Below are 16,757 nucleotides of genomic sequence, written 5' to 3'. Positions count from 1 at the left end.
ATTCTCCTATTGCCTGATTATTTTTTTGTAGCTTTTTTCTGTCAAAATAAAGAGAAATTCATAAATAATTATAAAAACAATGGCCGCAAAAAGACCACATCCTATCACCACAAGCCAGTCATCCATGGCTGCGATTCCTATTAATTTCATTACTAGTGGCAAAGCCATTGTAAGATGCAAGAGAGCGACTGCTAACGGGGTAAAAAACATAATCCAAGTTTGTTGCCGAATCGTTTTCGTCATTTCTCTATCGCTCATTCCGACCCTTTTCATAATGACAAAACGCGTACGATCATCGTAGCCTTCGGAAATCTGCTTATAAAAAATCATTAATGCTGTTTCCGCGAATAAAACAGTACTAATAAATATTCCGAGAAATAATAGGCCGCCAAATCGTACTAATAAAGATTCTTTATAAATGGATTTTGCTTCGACATAGATATTTTCGATGGATTCTGCCTCGTCAGTGATTGCGTGGGAAAGCTTATTCACTGCATCTGGATCTCCTTGTAAAGCGATGTCTTGGAAGCTTTCCGCAGAATCGGGCAATCCAATTTGGTTTGTGAATCTGCTGTTTAGTGGTGCAATAACATAAATCCATTTATTCTCCGGGTTAGTAGATAAGGAGGTGTCTATTGGAAGCTCTTCGATGAGTTTATTCACTTTGAATTGGTGATCAGCTAAGTGAATACTTTGTAGTGGAGCTGTTTTCTCATTCCTTAAAAGCAGTACCTCATCATCAGCCAAGGAAACCTGTTGGTTTGTTAACCTGTTATAGTCGTTCAAGGGTAAAATAAACACAAAGTCGTCCTTCCCATCACCCGTTAGATCAGCAGCAAACTTTCCTCCTTGATAAGAAGTAATAGAGGTAATCTTGACTTTAAAAGTGTTTGCACTTTTTTCTATAAAGGTTTTCAGCTTTGTTTGTTCCGTATTGGATTCTCCACTGCTGCTAATTTTTATATCATACGGAAAACTGTTCGTTAGTATTGTGTTAATGCCCATATATAAAGAAAGTGTTATGGTCATAACCATCAATGTTCCAGTACTTAAAATCGTAATATTGGAGAGGCCAACTGCATTTTGTTTCATTCGATAAAGCATGGTAGAAATTAACGTGAAATTATTTTTGCTATAATAAAGGTTTTCCTTACTGCGAAGGGCTTTTAGCAGGGCAATACTAACAGCTATAAAAAGCAAATAGGTAGCTATCGTTACAAATCCGATAGCTAGCAGCATGGAATATAAGTCATCTTTCGGGTCTTTTACGGTAAAGGATAGAATATATCCAACTATTAAAAGCACTCCACCAAGCATAGCAGCTATTAATCTTGTTTTTGGCTCCTTTTCGCCAGCTTCGGCACCCTTCATTAAATCGATTATAGGAACGGAAAGGAGTTGTTTTTTATTAAACAAGTATAGGATAAAAAAGATAACAAGAAACGTAGCGATTGTTTTGAAACATGCTCCTAATGATATAGTGCTTACAGTCAGGGGAACATCCATGATGGCCGACATGGCTAATCCTGCCAATTTATTGAAAATAAGGCCTATTAATATACCACTCGTAATTGTTAAGCTTGCAATGATATTATTTTCTAGCAGCAATAGTCTTTGGATATGTTTTCTCTCAAGTCCCAATAAATGATAGAGGCCAAATTCCTTCTTCCGCCATTTCAAAATAAAGCTATTTGTGTACAGTAAGAAAAAGACAGAAAGAACCGTAAATAATAGACTGCCAAATTTCATAACGTCTATGGTGAAGTTCCCTCCGGAAATAGACTTTAATGTTTCGTCTGTCACTAAGCTATTGATGGTATAGTACAAAGAGATGATAACCGTGCAGGTTAGTAGATAGGGAAGGTACATTTTCCGATTTGTTGTAATGTTAGTTACAGCTAATTTGATAAAGACTTTTTTACCCATAAATGTCACCTCTAGCAGCTTTTGCTGCCTGTACTTCGAAGATTCTCTGTATCATATCTTCCTCGGAATGTGTTTTGCGAATTTCTTGTTCCATTTTTCCGTCCTTGATAAATAACACACGGCTTGCCTTACTTGCTGCATGAACGCTGTGTGTGACCATAATAATTGTTTGACCTTTTTCATGAAATAACTGAAATAAATCCAATAGCTCATCTGCGGAGCGAGAATCTAATGCCCCGGTTGGTTCATCTGCTAAAATTAAGCTTGGCGATGTGATAAGCGCCCTTGCGACAGCAGCTCTTTGTTTTTGTCCCCCAGATACTTCATAAGGGTACTTTTCTAAAATGGAGTCGATTCCTAATGTTTTCGCCAACGGCTTAAGTCTTTCTTTCATTTCTGCTACAGACTTATTGGCTAATACAAGCGGTAGAAAAATATTATCTTTTAGACTAAATTGATCGAGTAATTGAAAATCCTGAAAGACAAATCCTAAATGTTCTCTGCGGAATGCTGCCATTTCATCATTTTTGATTTGTTTATAATCTGTCCCGTGTAATATTACATGTCCTTCTGTGACATCCTCTAATGATGCTAATATATGGAGTAATGTTGACTTCCCTGAACCGGATTCCCCCATAATAGCAATATGCTCCCCTTTGTGAACAGTGAAGCTTATATCTGCCAATGCCTCTACCTTTGCGCCAAGCCGGGGTTTATAAACTTTTTTGACCTTTTTCACTTGTAAAATTTCCATCATCATACCTCCAACAATAAAAAGCAGCTTATTATTTCGTACTTTAATCATACGGAATAATAAGCTGCTTTTTATTTGCTCTATCTAACAATTATCTTCTTTTTTTCTTCTAAAATTCTTACGAAATTCATACGGTGAGAGGGATGATGACTTTGAATAGAATATGTTGGTCTTCGCTTTTCGCCGTAATGGTACCATGATGTTGTTCGATAATTTGCTTAGCGATTGCTAATCCTAATCCTGTGCCGCCATTTCTAGAGGATCTAGAGGTATCCAAACGAAAGAATTGTTCAAAAATCCGATCTAATTTTTCTTGTTCGATTGGATAACTTTGATTGCTAAATTGAATCACAGCATTACCGTTATCCTGCGTAACGGAAACAATGATGCTGCTATTTTCCAAGCTATAATGCACAGCATTACTAAGGAGGTTATCAAATACTCGTTGAATCTTCTCTGTGTCACAAATGATTTCTACATCCTTGCTTCCGTCCAACTGATACGTTACATTTTTCCTTTTTAAGGCTGGCTGCAGCTCAAATAGTAACTGCTCGAGCATAAAGGAAATATTCACTTTGCTGTAATTTAACGAGACATTAGCTAAGTTAAAGCGGGTAATTTCGAAAAACTCATTGATTAAATCGTCTAACCGCTCTGCGTTATGGAGTGTAACTTGGATAAACTTTTGATGCATCTCATCTGAAATGCTTCTCTCATCCCGCAACAGTGTTAAATATCCGATAATGGAGGAAATAGGTGTTTTTAAGTCATGTGCTAAATAAACAATTAAATCATTTTTTCGCTGCTCAATTTCTTTCCTGGCCTGCTCCTTTTCCCGTAATGCTAATTGCAATCTTTCTATGCTCTCTTCCGTATCTTTTAATATGCCTGGTAGCGGGAAACGGTCTTTCTCTTGATCTTCTTCCAAGCTTATTGTCTCAAAATTTGCTGAAAGGGTAGCTAAATAAGCTATTAATTGTCTTCGCTGAAAATAAATAATAGCAATAATACAAAAGATAAAAAGTAGTGGAGCGAGGGTTAAAATTCGGTTACTAAGCCATTTTAGCGCGGTCCCTAACATCCCATTAAAGAGTTGCTCACTATCTGCTTTTAGGATGAGAAAAGAGAGGAGGAATATAACCGCAAAGCAGAAAAGTGCAAGTATAAAAAAACGAATTCTTAAATAATGGCTAATTTGCTTTTGCTTTGCTTGTTTATTCAACTTTATACCCCACTCCCCAAACGGTTTTAATAAATTTCGGCTTTTTGACAGGCTCCTTGAGTTTTTCTCGCAGTCTCGCAATATGTGCCATAACCGTATTGTTGTTTTCTAAAAACTTCTCTCCCCAAACATTCTCAAACAGTTCTTCAGAGGGAATGACTTTGCCCTGATTTTCGGCTAAATACCACAGGATGGAAAACTCAATTGGAGTTAAATCGATTGGCTCCCCAAATAAAGAGCAGATGTGGGTTGCTTTGTTTATTTTTAGTCCTCTAATATCATGCTCTTCGACCTGCTGTTTTCCTGTTTTTTCGTTGTAGCTCGTATAACGACGCAAAACAGTTTTCGCTCTAGCCATTACCTCGAGAGGATTAAAAGGTTTCGTAATATAATCATCAGCACCAATTGTTAAACCGGTAATTTTATCGAAATCCTCTATTTTGGCTGTTAACATAATGATGGGATAATAGTATTTTTCTCGAATTTTCTGGCATAATTCAAACCCATCGACATTAGGTACCATTACATCTAATATGGCTAGATCGTACTCTGTATTTTCAATATACTCTAAGGCAAGCTGCCCATCATGAACGGTTGTAACGATGTATCCCTCATTTCTTAAATATAGCTCTAATAATTTCGACAGATCCTCTTCATCTTCAACAAGTAGTATTTTTCGACTCATTTTCTATCTCCTTTTTGGTTTAAACATGATAAATGCTAGGGATGTGGAGTGGAAATATAAATTTACTATACCAAATAATAGGACGAGAGGGGAACTGTCCTTTTGTGTCTTTTTTTACTGAAAGTCTTTCCTAAAAGGGAAAGATAGTATTTAATAGAAATATGGGTAGATATGGGTGAATATACTAAACTATCCATTTTTGTTGTGTTCAAAAAAGAGGAGGAATGGCATGGGCTTTAAAGATGAATTAAAACATGAAATGCGGAACTTAAAAAAGGATATAGAGAAAGAGGTTCAAAAGAGTTGGACCGTTCATTATAAAGGACATGTGATAGAAGTGATCAATCAAATGAAAGAAGAGTTGCTTATCATTGACGGGATAACGGTAGCCCAAAATAAACGGAAATCAATACTATCGCATATTATTCCTTATACAAAGCTATCGGGAGTCCTCACTTTGGAAGATGGGAAAAAGCATAAAGTCTCTGTAAAAATTGGTGGCTACGTAAGTTTAAACTGCAGCATCAAAATTGATAATGAGACTGTTCTGCAGGAATCCGAAAAACTTGAATTTCTGCCCTGGGACCATAAAGAGAAAATAGTTCCGTTTATTCAACGACAAGTTCTAGAAAATAATAGAATAGTAGAAAATACTCTACCAGATGATACGTACTTTTTTGGAGAAGATAATCCACCATTGGAGCCAGGGTTATTTGATATAATCGTGAATGAACCGAAAACGCCATTTTTTGTGAGTAAGCTGATGAAGCTTTTTAAAGAACAGCTGGAACAACCCACTATAAAAACAAGAAAGGCGACATATGATCAAATTATTTTTGACCATATTGCCATCTATCGAGATGAGCTTCTTGACCAGTTAGGGCAAGCAGAATTGGATGAACACATGGCACAGCAAGAGGCATTATGGCTATTAGAGCATGCTGCACATAGAGATGTTGTTAAATTTGCTATTCTGGTTCTCGGGTTTACGAACTGTGAGGAATATCAGGAGCTCTTATATACAATCGGCTTGCACGATGAGTTTACCCCATATGCTATATTCGCTATAAGAAGCGGAGGGAAGGGAGTAAATGATCAAATATGGAAACTAGTTCAATCTGTCCAAGGGATTGGTAAAATGACAGCGATTGAGCTAGTGGAAGCGAAAACGCCAGAAATGAAGTATTGGCTGCTTACAAAAGGATGTGAAAATAGGAAATTTGCTGATTTCCTAGCGCATCGTTGTGCAGTAAAGGGAGAGCTAGATGTTGCGCTCTACGAAGTGAATATTTCCAAGGAGCTATACACGGGAGCGGCTATGATTATAGAAGGCTTATTAGACGATGAAAATCAAGACGGCATGGATCAATATCCTTACGCCAGTGCTGTAATGACTCGCTTCCTTCACCACGCCGCAACCCACTGTGAAAGCTTGGAGGATTTTTATCCGATAATGAAAATAAGCGAATTTGTTCATGCCGAAGATGACATTTGGGAAGAGCGATTAAATGGACAATGGAAGCCGCATGAACGCAGGGCAATTCAAGAAGCTGTTCAACCGTTCATAGACAACCCTAAATGGTCACAGCTGGCATTGGATGTATTACAATCGAGCGAGAAGGTAGATTTCCGAGCAATGGAGATAGCTCGATTCTATCAATTAGACATTACGGCACTATTATTTGAAAAGCTGAAGAAAGAGCCGACAAACAGTATATTGTATGGTGCTATCATGGAAACAAGGGATTTACAGTCTATTCAAGATCTTTGTGCCTTCGCAGAAACACATTTTTCTTTATCCAGTTTATCGCTGGAAGAACAGTATTGTCTAGAGTATATTATTCAAGATTTACATGAATTTGAGGGTGTAGGGGCTCCATTAGTCCGCGCAGCACTGGAAACTAAAAATGAGAGCTTACGCTGGCAGGGATTAAGCGTGTTGGCAGAATGGTCCCCAGCTATAAGGCAGTTACCAGAAATACAACACAGCCTTAGAACTATAATCAGCACAACAAAAGATAAAGAAGAACGGAAATTGGCCAAGCAGTTGGTGAGATGAGAACAGCAGAGAGACGGTTCTAGTGAGGGATATCTTCATTAGAACCGTCTTTTTGCTTCTTTTTTTAAATGTTTTTTTCGGTAGTTTAAAGAAGAAATGCAATATTTTTTCTTGAAGATGCTTGAGAAGTATTGGCTGTATGTGAAGCCGCATTTTTCTGAAATTGTTTGAATGGTGTTATCTGTTTTTAATAGTAAGATTCTTGCTTGCTCTAACCGATAAGAATTTAAATACTCTAATGCGGTGAATTTATAAAATCGTTTCATGTATTTAGATATTGTATTTTCATGTATGTTAAAATGAGCGGTTAATGTATCGTTTGTTAGAGGAAGATGATCATTTTCTCGTAAAAACTGAACAACCTTTTCTGCGATCACATAGCTGCTATCTTTTGCAATTCCTTGAGATTCTAAGAGATTAATTAATGAAAAAAAGCTTAATTGGATATCCCAAAATGAAAGCTCTAAGGATTCGGTTTGTACAGATGTGTATACAAAGTATTTAAATGACATGCAGGAAATCCAGAGAGTTTCACTTCTGCCATTTGTTGAAAAAGTAGGAAGCAAGTATAAGCCTTCTCTTTTATTCGATGTGTCATGAGCTCATAAAATCACGATTGGAGTAAATCGAATCCAATCAGATAGCGTTGTGTTAAATGCAATGGAGCTAATTCAGAAAGTAATTGAAAATCGTTTGTCCATTTCGCTAGAGCTCTAGTTAGTCCATATTTTCGCCAGAAAAATTATGTGCATTGTTTAAGCACGTATAAAAGCTTATATAAAAATTGCAATAATAATATAAATGATAAAAAAGAAGTTCTAAAAATAAAATGAAAACACCATATTTTTTAATTGAAAAATAATAAAATGTTATAACATATAAGAAAGCGCTAACATTATATTTCGAATTCCTTATTGGTGTTTTTACCAATACAATCAATTAATTTGAGATTAGAAAGGACAGGATAACATGAAGCTAAATGTTATAAGATCTTCTTCTACTGAAAGGGCGTTTTTTCCTGGAATTTCTAAAACAGCAAGAACTACATATACTTTGATGGAATATAGTTAGTAAAAAATAAAAAAGGGAGTGATAATTGTATGTACAAACTTCATCAAGATTCCATTAACAATTTCATTAATATATATAAAGATAATTTAGAAATCATAGCTGCCATTTTAGGAGGATCGGTTGCAAAAGGTAAAGAAAGAATAGATTCTGATGTAGATATCATGTTAATTGTTAGTGATGAGAAGTATGAGGAACTTACAAAACAGAATAGGCTTTCAGAAGTAATTACGGATAACTGCACTTATGAGAAGGGTTATTTTGACATAAAATACTTTACAAAAGATTATCTCATCCAAGCTTCTAAAGTTGGAAGTGAACCTACTCGAAATGCCTTCGTAGGAGCCCAATGTATATTTACCCATGATTCTGAAATAGTTGAGCTAATTAAGAAAATCCCTATTTATCCAGTCTGGGAAAAGGAAGAAAAAATAATATCATTTTACAGTGCTCTCATGCTAAATAACTTTTATTTTTGGGAACAGGCTATCATCACAAATAATGTCTATTTAAAAACAAGAGCGGCCACGGACATTGTTTTGTTTGGTTCAAGAATGTTACTAACTTACAATGAGAAACTATTTCCTTGTCAAAAGGGATTAATTTCCACGCTCAGCGAACTGGATCAAAAACCGCAAGATATTGCATATAAAGCCAATTTATTTTTACAAAAACTCGATGAAGATACAAAAAACGATTTTGTATTTTTTATCTTAAATTTTTGTGATTGGAATGTATCAAATGATACGGCAACTATTTTGAGCAGATCGATTGATGATAATGAATTATGGTGGTATAAGAATCGCCCTGTTCTAGCAGAATGGTAATGAGATTTAAATAGAGTGATAGAGGAATATTAAACATACTGATATTATTACAAAATTGAATTTAGAGGTAATATTTACTTACACTAATTTAGAAGTCATCAATAAAAACTCATATGAAATGAAATTAACCTGGACGAATAAAGTTGTGGGAATTATGATGCTGTTTAAGTTTCGTTGCAGAACAAACAATAGGGGATGGGCTTTATCGTCCGAGCAGCATTCTTTCTTTCTTTGTTAATTGGGGTAAAAAGTTAAAATCAATTATAAGATTAATTAAATGAGGAGGAACATTTAATGACTATACTGAACCATAATGGCAATAATTCAAAAATTGATTTCCTAAACAAAAAATTTATCGATAATCCATATCCAGCCTATGCTGAGATTCGTAAAAATGATCCAGTACATCGATTTCTATTGCCAAATGGACAATTTGCCTGGATTATATCAAGATATAAAGATGCCGCCAAACTGTTAGCTGACTCTCGTTTTGTTACAAATTATCCTGTCCACTCTTCTATTAAAGGAAATCTGCCTCCACACCAAGAAATAATTTCAAGAAACTTACTTAGTGTAGACCCGAAAGATCATCGCCGATTACGACGTTTAATCCAAAAGGCTTTCACACCAAAAATGGTTGAGAATCTTAGAGGAAGAATAGAAGAAATTGCAGAAGAGTTACTTTTTCAAGTTGAGCATAAACAAGAAATCAACTTGATAGAGGACTATGCCTTTCCGCTTCCTATTATTGTTATATGCGAAATGTTGGGTGTTCCCTTAAAAGATCAGGAAAAATTCAGGGAATGGTCGAATGTGATCATGGAAGGAGTTAGTAATCCAGAGCTTTCTCAAAAGACTGAAAACGCGATGATTTCCTTTATCCAGTATTTAGAGGAATTAATTGCCGAAAGAAGAAGGCATCTTCAAGATGACTTAATTAGTGATCTTCTGCGTGTGGAGGATGAAGGAGATGTATTAAGTGAAAATGAATTATATGCACTTGTTTTCGTTTTAATCATTGCCGGTCATGAAACAACTGTTAATCTTATTGGGAATGGTATTCTTGCCTTATTAGAACATCCTGAACAGAAAGAAAAATTAGTATCTCACCCTGAGCTTATTCATGGTGCAATTGAAGAAATATTGAGATATAACGGTCCTGCCGAAGTTAGCAATGTCCGTTTTGCAACAGTGGATGTCATCATTGAAGGAAAGCATATTAAAAAGGGGGATATGGTATTTATAGCATTAGCAGCTGCCAACCGTGACGATAATCACTTTATTGAACCAGATTCATTTGATATAACCCGTGAAGCTAATACCCATATCGCGTTTGGTAAAGGAGTTCATTTCTGTCTGGGAGCTCCACTCGCAAGACTGGAAGGTGAAATTGCGATTAATAAACTGCTGAAAAAAATACCGCAAATAAAATTAAAAGAGGATTTAAACACAATTGAATGGCGACCTGGGATTATTATTCGCGGAGCAAAAGAAATTCCGCTTACTTTTTGAAGTATATAATTGGAAAAAGTAATAAATACTATGCCTAAAAGATTTGGTTGCAATATGGGCTGCCAAATCTTTTAAGCAACAGTATTTCCAACATTACTATACTTATTAATGAAACAGTTCTTTATCGAATTGAATCTATTTTTTTGAGTTACTAAGGGAGGAGGATAAAACAGTGAACTTCATAAATCAGTAGTACTAACTATTTTCTTTCCCAACTGTTTTAGTTAAAATAGCAAATCCCTGACAATGTTGACTATACTCTTCTACACTTGGACCATCCTGATATAATCCATAAGCACCTCTACAGAATGTATTTATTGTCTTTTTAACTTTTAGAGGGCGCAGTAAATAACAGTTTGTCTGCAATAATTTCTGTCATAATATCCAAACATCCTTATATACCTCCATTATTATAAACAAAAGAAGAAGTGACTTTTACTTTTCACGATAGAAATTCTTTCCTATTGACCAAAAAGTAATAAAGTGATAAAATTATTTCGAATTAAAGATATCTTAATTAATTATATTTTTTTATATAAATATCTCAATTTCGAGATAATTAATAGGAGGGAATAAATAATGAATGAGTTAAAAGGACTTCATCATATTACAGCAATTACAAGCAGTGCCGAAAAAATTTATGAGTTTTTTACCTATGTATTAGGGCTAAGATTAGTTAAGAAAACAGTAAATCAGGATGATATTCAAACCTACCATCTATATTTCACGGATGATGTCGGCAGTCCAGGTACGGATATGACATTTTTTGATTTTCCTGGAATACCAAAAGGAGTGCACGGCACAAATGAGATTTCCAAAACATCATTCCGAGTGCCGACAGATGCAGCTTTAGAATATTGGGTAAAACGCTTTGATAAGTATGAAGTGAAGCATAAAGGAATTCAAGAACAGTTTGGGAAAAAGACATTGTCATTCGTAGATTTTGATGACCAGCAATATCAACTGATTTCAGATGAAAAAAATGAAGGAGTTGCATCAGGGACTCCGTGGCAAAATGGACCAGTTCCATTAGAATTCGCGATTACAGGATTAGGACCAATATTTGTTCGGACTGCTTACTTGGATTACTTTAAGGAAGTATTAGAAAAAGTGTTTTTAATGAAAGAAGCTTCTCAAGAGGGTTCATTCCATCTATTTGAAATGGGTGAAGGAGGAAATGGTGCCCAAGTTATCGTAGAATTTAACACCATTCTTCCACAAGCAAGACAAGGGTTTGGTACCGTTCACCATGCTGCTTTCCGAGTAGAAGATCGTGGCGAATTAGATCAATGGCAAGAACGTTTGAGCAGTTTTAAATTGCCAAACTCCGGTTTTGTAGAGCGCTATTATTTTGGTTCTTTATATTCCAATGTTGCACCGCAAATCTTATTTGAATTAGCAACAGATGGGCCTGGATTTATGGGAGACGAGCCATATGAAACATTAGGAGAAAAATTATCCTTACCACCATTTCTCGAACCAAACCGTGAAAAAATTGAAAAGCTCGTAAGACCAATAAACACCGTGCGCAGTAATACAGAAATCAAGAAAGAATACTTGTAAAGCAAACAGAGGGATGGTTCTATAGAGGTTAATGACTTCAATAGAACCATCCTTTTTTATATTTAGAATCATATATTTACTGTCCTCACAAGTTCCATCACTCTGGCAAATAGGATTATCTTATACTATATTTAAATTTATAGTGTTTGAGGAAAGTAGGGTTAGTGTAATGAAAACGACGATTTATCAAGTGGCAGAGAAAGCTGGGGTTTCTATTTCTACTGTTTCGAAAGTTATAAATAATACGGGACGTATTAGTGAGGAAACGCGGAAAAAAGTCAAACGCATTATGAAGGAATTGAATTTCCAACCAAGTGTGGTCGCTTCTGCCTTAACGGGAAAGCAGACGAAAACAATTGGTTTTCTTATTTCTGATATATCCAATCCCTTTTATGCAGAAGTTGCGCGGAAAGTAGAAAATAGAAGTAGAGAACTTGGCTTTCATGTCATGATGTGCAGTACTGATAATGAAGAAGAAAAAGAAAAAAATTATTTATCCTTGTTAACTAGACAGCGTGTCGATGGATTAATTATAGCTTCTGAGTTTCATAATACGGATATATTGGCAGAAGTGATTGAAAATCAGCAATTGCCAGTTGTACTGATTGCTTCTGATATTCCTAAGCTTCCCATTCATTCCGTCAGAGTTGACGACTATCAGGGGAGTTATTTAGCCACTTCTCATTTAGTGCAGCTAGGACATCAGCGAATTGCCATGATAGCCGAGAAAATTAGAAGTAATCATCAACGGGTAGTAGGTTATAAAGATGTTTTAGGAGAATATGATCTCCCTTTATATGATGAATATGTTATCTATACAGAGGCTACTCATCAAAGGGGCTATGAAGCTGCGATGAAGCTTCTTTCATTGGAGAATAGACCAACAGCTATTTTTGCAAGTAATGATTTATTAGCAACAGGTATTATTAAAGCAGCGAAGAATTCAGACATAGAAGTTCCTAATAAACTTTCGGTGGTTGGCTTTGATAATACTATTTTATCAACGGTTATTACCCCGGCATTAACGACTATAGCACAGCCTGTTCAGGAAATGGCTTCGAAAGTAGTCGATTTGCTTATGGAAGAAATGGAGCAGCCAAGTAAATATAAACAGCGTCTACTATTTACTCCCGAATTAATCATTCGCGATTCTACGTTGTGATACGAAATGTAAAATGAGTTGACATCAAAGTTGCTCAATAGTTACTCAAATAATGAAAAAATCATGAGAACTTTTTTAATAAATCATGTTGCAATAAATGGGATTATCAGCTAAAATGAACCTAGCTGCAAAAGAAAGCGTTTTACCAAAAGGTTTTGGTATGACCAATCATCTATGTAACTACCAAATCTAAAGTAGAAAAAGGAGGGGATTTATAACTCTAATACTTTATGGTTGTATCTGTTCAATAATGAAGAACTAAGGGGATTCAAAGATTAAACAGTATATAGGGAGTGATTAGGTGAATAAAAAAACAAAATGTGCTGTTATGGGAATTGGCAGATTGGGATATTGGCATGCTGTAAATGCATCAACAAGAATTCAACATGTAGAAGTCGCTGCTATTTTTGATATTGATATAATCCGAGCGGAGAAAGTAGCAAGGGAGTTAGAGATTCCTAAATTCACTTCAAATGCAGAGGAGATATTTCAAGATGAGACGATAGAAGCCGTTATCATTGCTACGCCAACAAGTACCCATTTTGAATTTTTAAAGCAGGCTTCTTTTGCTAATAAAAAGATTTTTGTGGAAAAGCCATTGACCATTGATATACAGGAGGCAAAAGAGATTACTAGTTTAATGGATAAGAATCATACATATTGCCAATTAGGCTTTATGAGAAGATATGACCCGGCATACGCAGAAGCCAAAAAGAGGATACTTGCTGGAGACATTGGGAAACCGCTTTACTTCAAAGGCATATCAAGGGATCCAGATTGTCCTCACGAAAGCTTTATTCAGAACAGCGGCGGAATTTTTGTGGACGTCTCTATTCATGATTTTGATATAGCAAGATATTTATTAGCATCCGAAATCAGCAAGGTTTCCGCTAATGGGAAAGTAGTTAAATATCCTTTTGTGGAAAAATATAACGATATTGATCAAGCGCTTTCCTATATAGAGTTTGAATCAGGTGAAGCTGGCGATGTTGAAGCTAGCAGAAATGCTTACTATGGCTATGATATTCGCGCCGAAATTATTGGTTCAGAAGGAACCATAGTGGTAGGAGATAACTTACAGCAGCATAATCTTCATATCTTTACAAAGGCAGGTAAGACACATAATATTCTCCCTCATTTTCCAGAAAGATTCGCAGATGCTTACTATTTAGAATTAGATGATTTCTTTCGAGGCATTCGAGAAAATAAACATGCTTCCGTTACAGCTTACGACGGATTGAAAGCGCTTCAAATTTCTTATGCAGCAAGATCTTCTTATCTAACACAACAACCGGTCTCATTAGCAAAGGAAGAAAGTGCCATAGCAAATATAGATTAATTGGTTCAGCTCATCTTTATTGTCATTACTATTTAAAAAAAATAATTGAGAATAGAGGGGTATATGCTATGAAAAAATTGGGTTTGTTGCTTACGATTATTGGTTTAGTAATTGCGATGGTGGGATGTGGCAAGAGTGCATCCGGAAGCGGGGAAGATGGAAGCGTTGCGGTTGTATTGAAAACATTGAGTAGTCCTTACTGGAAGTATGTAGAAGCAGGAGCGAAGGCAGCAGGAAAAGACTTAGGTGTGGATGTTACTATTGTGGGACCTGCTTCTGAGTCACAAATTATGGAACAAGTTAACATGATTGAGGATTCTTTAAACCAAGGGATAGGTGCACTTGTTGTATCTCCAACCCAACCAGATACTGTCGTACCAGTGTTAGAGCAAGCGAATGTGCCGGTCCTTTTTATTGATACGGACGCCGATTTTTCTGGAAAAACTTCTTTTATTGGTACAGATAATTTAACAGCAGGGAAAGAGGGCGGAAAACTGCTTGCTTCTTTCCTAAAAAAAGGGGATGAAGTTGCTCTGCTTGGTGGAGCGTTAGGAAATACAGCAATGGATCAACGTATTAAAGGTGCGAAAGAGTCTCTAGAAGAAGCAGGAATGGTTATTGTGGCTGAGCAGCCTGCAGATAGTGATAAAACAAAAGCTAATTCAGTAGTGGAAAATATTTTGCAAAATAATCCTAATATTAAAGGGATATTTTCGGCAAATGATGATATGGCAATAGGGGCGTTACGTGCGACAGAGTCGAAGGGAATTAAACTTCCGATTATTGGAACAGATGGAACTGCTGAAGCAATTCAATCGATTATAGATGGAGATTTAGCTGGATCTATTGCCCAAAATCCATATGAAATGGGCTATAAAGGGGTGGAAAATGCTGTTAAAGCAATGAAGGGGGAAAAAGTAGAATCAAGAATCGATAGTGGAATTGATATCATTACGTCTGACAATGCGCAGGAGAAATTAGATTTCCTTGAAGGAATCGCAAAATAATGAAAGTAACTATATGAGTTCTACTGTCTATTTGAGGATGAATTCGTATAAATGTTCTTTATAACAGATATCTTCGTAACTAGAAAACATGGAAATAGAAGCTTAGAAAGGAGAACAAGTATGGAAGATGGGAAACAATTGCTTGTGATGAAAGGGATTAAAAAAAGCTTCTCAAACAATCATGTCCTAAAAGGGATTGATCTCGAAATAAAGGCGGGAGAAGTCCATGTTCTATTAGGAGAAAATGGTGCCGGAAAATCAACATTAATTAAAATTTTGACTGGTGCATATGAGAAAGATGGCGGAGAAATATATTGGGAGAATCAATTAGTCTCCATCAATTCCCCTGTCGATTCTATGAAGATAGGCATTGCCACGATTTATCAAGAGTTAAACGTTATCCCACAGCTTAAAGTATATGAAAACATTTTTTTAGGGAGAGAATTGAAAAACAAGGGAAAATTATCTTTTTTAAATCGAAAAAGCATGCATGAAAAAGCGAAGGAATATTTACGAATGCTTGGGCAGGACCCATCGATTGCGGATAAAGAAGTAAGTGAATTAGGAATGGGGCAGCAGCAACTTGTTGAAATTGCGAAGGCCCTAACTTTGGATGCAAAATTACTCATTATGGATGAGCCAACATCGAGTTTAAGCGGGGCAGAAGTAGAACAATTATATGATACAGTTGAGAATTTAACGAAAAAGGGAATGGCAATCGTTTTTATATCCCATCGCTTGGAAGAAATTAAGCGAATAGGGGATCGAGTAACCATTTTAAGAGATGGCTATAAAATTGAGACATTGCCTGTAAAAACAACTAGTAGCGATCAATGGATTGAGTTAATGGTTGGAAGGTCATTAGATGAAAAATATCCGAAGAAGAATTTTCCATTAGGAAAGGAGGGGTTCCGAGTTGAAAATTTAACAGTGAAAGGGACTCTTCATCCAATAAATTTTCATGTTAATCACGGAGAAATTGTTGGATTTTCTGGTTTGGTGGGTGCGGGCAGAACAGAACTTGCAAGGGCGATCTTTGCAGCCGATCCAAAAGATGGGGGGAAGATTTTTGTAGAAGGAAAAGAAGTTTCCATCCGAACACCGAGAGATGCTATCAATGCAGGAATTGCCTTTATTACAGAAGATCGTAAAAGTGAAGGCTTGCTATTGGATCAGCCGCTTGATTTTAATATCGCATTAGCTAATATGAAGGGCTTTCAAGGAAAAAAATCAAAGTTGATCAATCTTCAGCAAATTAGAAATGTGGCCAATTCATATATTCAAGAGCTTCAGGTCAGGCCGAATAATGTGGAGCTAAATGCAAGAAAACTAAGTGGAGGAAACCAGCAAAAAGTTGTGATTGCAAAATGGCTGGAAACGAAAGCAAAGGTGTTTATTTTTGATGAGCCAACGAGAGGGATTGATGTTGGAGCGAAGGTAGAAGTATATCGGTTAATGAATCAGCTGGTAGAAAACGGTGCGACTGTGATAATGATATCTTCAGATTTACCTGAAATTCTTGGTATGTGTGACCGTATTATTGTCATGCATGAAGGAAAGATAACTGCTACTTTAGATCGAACAGAAGCGACACAAGAAACGATTATGAAAGCAGCTACAGGAGGGTGATAGT

General features: G+C 36.1%; 13 protein-coding genes. 8 read left to right on the top strand and 5 right to left on the bottom strand.

Annotated features, from left to right (window positions below; all coding sequences use genetic code 11):
* Window positions 1–6 precede the first annotated feature (6 nt).
* The 4 genes from NSQ89_RS18995 to vanR form a co-directional block, all read right to left on the bottom strand.
* Window positions 7–1,926, bottom strand: coding sequence for an FtsX-like permease family protein (locus tag NSQ89_RS18995; protein ID WP_341133044.1), 1,920 nt, complete (start codon window positions 1,924–1,926; stop codon window positions 7–9).
* Window positions 1,919–2,680 (bottom strand): ABC transporter ATP-binding protein, encoded by a 762-nt coding sequence (locus tag NSQ89_RS18990; RefSeq protein WP_341133043.1) that lies wholly within the window; start codon window positions 2,678–2,680, stop codon window positions 1,919–1,921. Before NSQ89_RS18990 ends, NSQ89_RS18995 begins: the two co-directional genes overlap by 8 nt.
* Window positions 2,681–2,807: 127 nt before the next feature.
* Window positions 2,808–3,902, bottom strand: a complete 1,095-nt coding sequence (locus tag NSQ89_RS18985; protein WP_341133042.1) for a sensor histidine kinase — start codon at window positions 3,900–3,902, stop codon at window positions 2,808–2,810.
* Window positions 3,895–4,587: a VanR-ABDEGLN family response regulator transcription factor gene (vanR, locus tag NSQ89_RS18980; protein WP_341133041.1), complete on the bottom strand. Its 693-nt coding sequence runs from the start codon at window positions 4,585–4,587 to the stop codon at window positions 3,895–3,897. The genes NSQ89_RS18985 and vanR overlap by 8 nt, the downstream gene beginning before the upstream one ends.
* A 229-nt stretch (window positions 4,588–4,816) precedes the next feature.
* Between vanR and NSQ89_RS18975 the strand changes: the two genes are divergently transcribed.
* Window positions 4,817–6,646: a hypothetical protein gene (locus NSQ89_RS18975; protein WP_341133040.1), complete on the top strand. Its 1,830-nt coding sequence runs from the start codon at window positions 4,817–4,819 to the stop codon at window positions 6,644–6,646.
* Between the two features lie 38 nt (window positions 6,647–6,684).
* On the opposite strand, the gene NSQ89_RS18970 is transcribed toward NSQ89_RS18975, so the two are convergent.
* Entirely contained in the window at window positions 6,685–7,158 is a 474-nt protein-coding gene (locus NSQ89_RS18970; protein WP_341133039.1) for a helix-turn-helix transcriptional regulator, read from the bottom strand.
* A gap of 588 nt (window positions 7,159–7,746) precedes the next feature.
* Here NSQ89_RS18970 and NSQ89_RS18965 point away from each other — a divergent pair.
* From NSQ89_RS18965 to NSQ89_RS18935, 7 genes are all read left to right on the top strand, one after another.
* Window positions 7,747–8,541: a nucleotidyltransferase domain-containing protein gene (locus NSQ89_RS18965; protein WP_341133038.1), complete on the top strand. Its 795-nt coding sequence runs from the start codon at window positions 7,747–7,749 to the stop codon at window positions 8,539–8,541.
* A 294-nt stretch (window positions 8,542–8,835) separates the two neighbouring features.
* Window positions 8,836–10,053, top strand: coding sequence for a cytochrome P450 family protein (locus NSQ89_RS18960; protein ID WP_341133037.1), 1,218 nt, complete (start codon window positions 8,836–8,838; stop codon window positions 10,051–10,053).
* Window positions 10,054–10,632: 579 nt separating this feature from the next.
* Window positions 10,633–11,616: a ring-cleaving dioxygenase gene (locus NSQ89_RS18955; protein WP_341133036.1), complete on the top strand. Its 984-nt coding sequence runs from the start codon at window positions 10,633–10,635 to the stop codon at window positions 11,614–11,616.
* Window positions 11,617–11,785: 169 nt separating this feature from the next.
* The gene (locus tag NSQ89_RS18950; protein ID WP_341133035.1) at window positions 11,786–12,778 is read left to right on the top strand and encodes a LacI family DNA-binding transcriptional regulator; all 993 of its coding nucleotides are present in this window, start codon (window positions 11,786–11,788) and stop codon (window positions 12,776–12,778) included.
* Between the two features lie 301 nt (window positions 12,779–13,079).
* Complete coding sequence (locus tag NSQ89_RS18945) at window positions 13,080–14,117, top strand: Gfo/Idh/MocA family oxidoreductase (RefSeq protein WP_341133034.1); 1,038 nt, start codon at window positions 13,080–13,082, stop codon at window positions 14,115–14,117.
* A gap of 68 nt (window positions 14,118–14,185) precedes the next feature.
* Window positions 14,186–15,124 carry a sugar ABC transporter substrate-binding protein gene (locus NSQ89_RS18940; protein ID WP_047942133.1) on the top strand — a complete coding sequence of 313 codons (939 nt, stop codon included), beginning with the start codon at window positions 14,186–14,188 and terminating at the stop codon, window positions 15,122–15,124.
* A 120-nt stretch (window positions 15,125–15,244) separates the two neighbouring features.
* On the top strand, window positions 15,245–16,753 hold the full coding sequence (locus tag NSQ89_RS18935) for a sugar ABC transporter ATP-binding protein (RefSeq protein WP_336045132.1): 1,509 nt from the start codon (window positions 15,245–15,247) through the stop codon (window positions 16,751–16,753).
* Window positions 16,754–16,757: the final 4 nt, after the last annotated feature.

Source organism: Niallia sp. FSL R7-0648 (assembly GCF_038007005.1).
GTDB lineage: Bacteria > Bacillota > Bacilli > Bacillales > Cytobacillaceae > Niallia > Niallia circulans.
The sequence above is the reverse complement of the archived record's forward strand: the minus strand, read 5'-3'. Positions and strand labels throughout refer to the sequence as shown.

Coding starts and splice junctions, on each gene's coding strand:
- NSQ89_RS18995 (WP_341133044.1), bottom strand. CDS start 1,926: ATGGGTAAAAAAGTCTTTATCAAATTAGCTGTAACTAACATTACAACA.
- NSQ89_RS18990 (WP_341133043.1), bottom strand. CDS start 2,680: ATGGAAATTTTACAAGTGAAAAAGGTCAAAAAAGTTTATAAACCCCGG.
- vanR (WP_341133041.1), bottom strand. CDS start 4,587: ATGAGTCGAAAAATACTACTTGTTGAAGATGAAGAGGATCTGTCGAAA.
- NSQ89_RS18975 (WP_341133040.1), top strand. CDS start 4,817: ATGGGCTTTAAAGATGAATTAAAACATGAAATGCGGAACTTAAAAAAG.
- NSQ89_RS18970 (WP_341133039.1), bottom strand. CDS start 7,158: ATGTCATTTAAATACTTTGTATACACATCTGTACAAACCGAATCCTTA.
- NSQ89_RS18965 (WP_341133038.1), top strand. CDS start 7,747: ATGTACAAACTTCATCAAGATTCCATTAACAATTTCATTAATATATAT.
- NSQ89_RS18960 (WP_341133037.1), top strand. CDS start 8,836: ATGACTATACTGAACCATAATGGCAATAATTCAAAAATTGATTTCCTA.
- NSQ89_RS18955 (WP_341133036.1), top strand. CDS start 10,633: ATGAATGAGTTAAAAGGACTTCATCATATTACAGCAATTACAAGCAGT.
- NSQ89_RS18950 (WP_341133035.1), top strand. CDS start 11,786: ATGAAAACGACGATTTATCAAGTGGCAGAGAAAGCTGGGGTTTCTATT.
- NSQ89_RS18940 (WP_047942133.1), top strand. CDS start 14,186: ATGAAAAAATTGGGTTTGTTGCTTACGATTATTGGTTTAGTAATTGCG.
- NSQ89_RS18935 (WP_336045132.1), top strand. CDS start 15,245: ATGGAAGATGGGAAACAATTGCTTGTGATGAAAGGGATTAAAAAAAGC.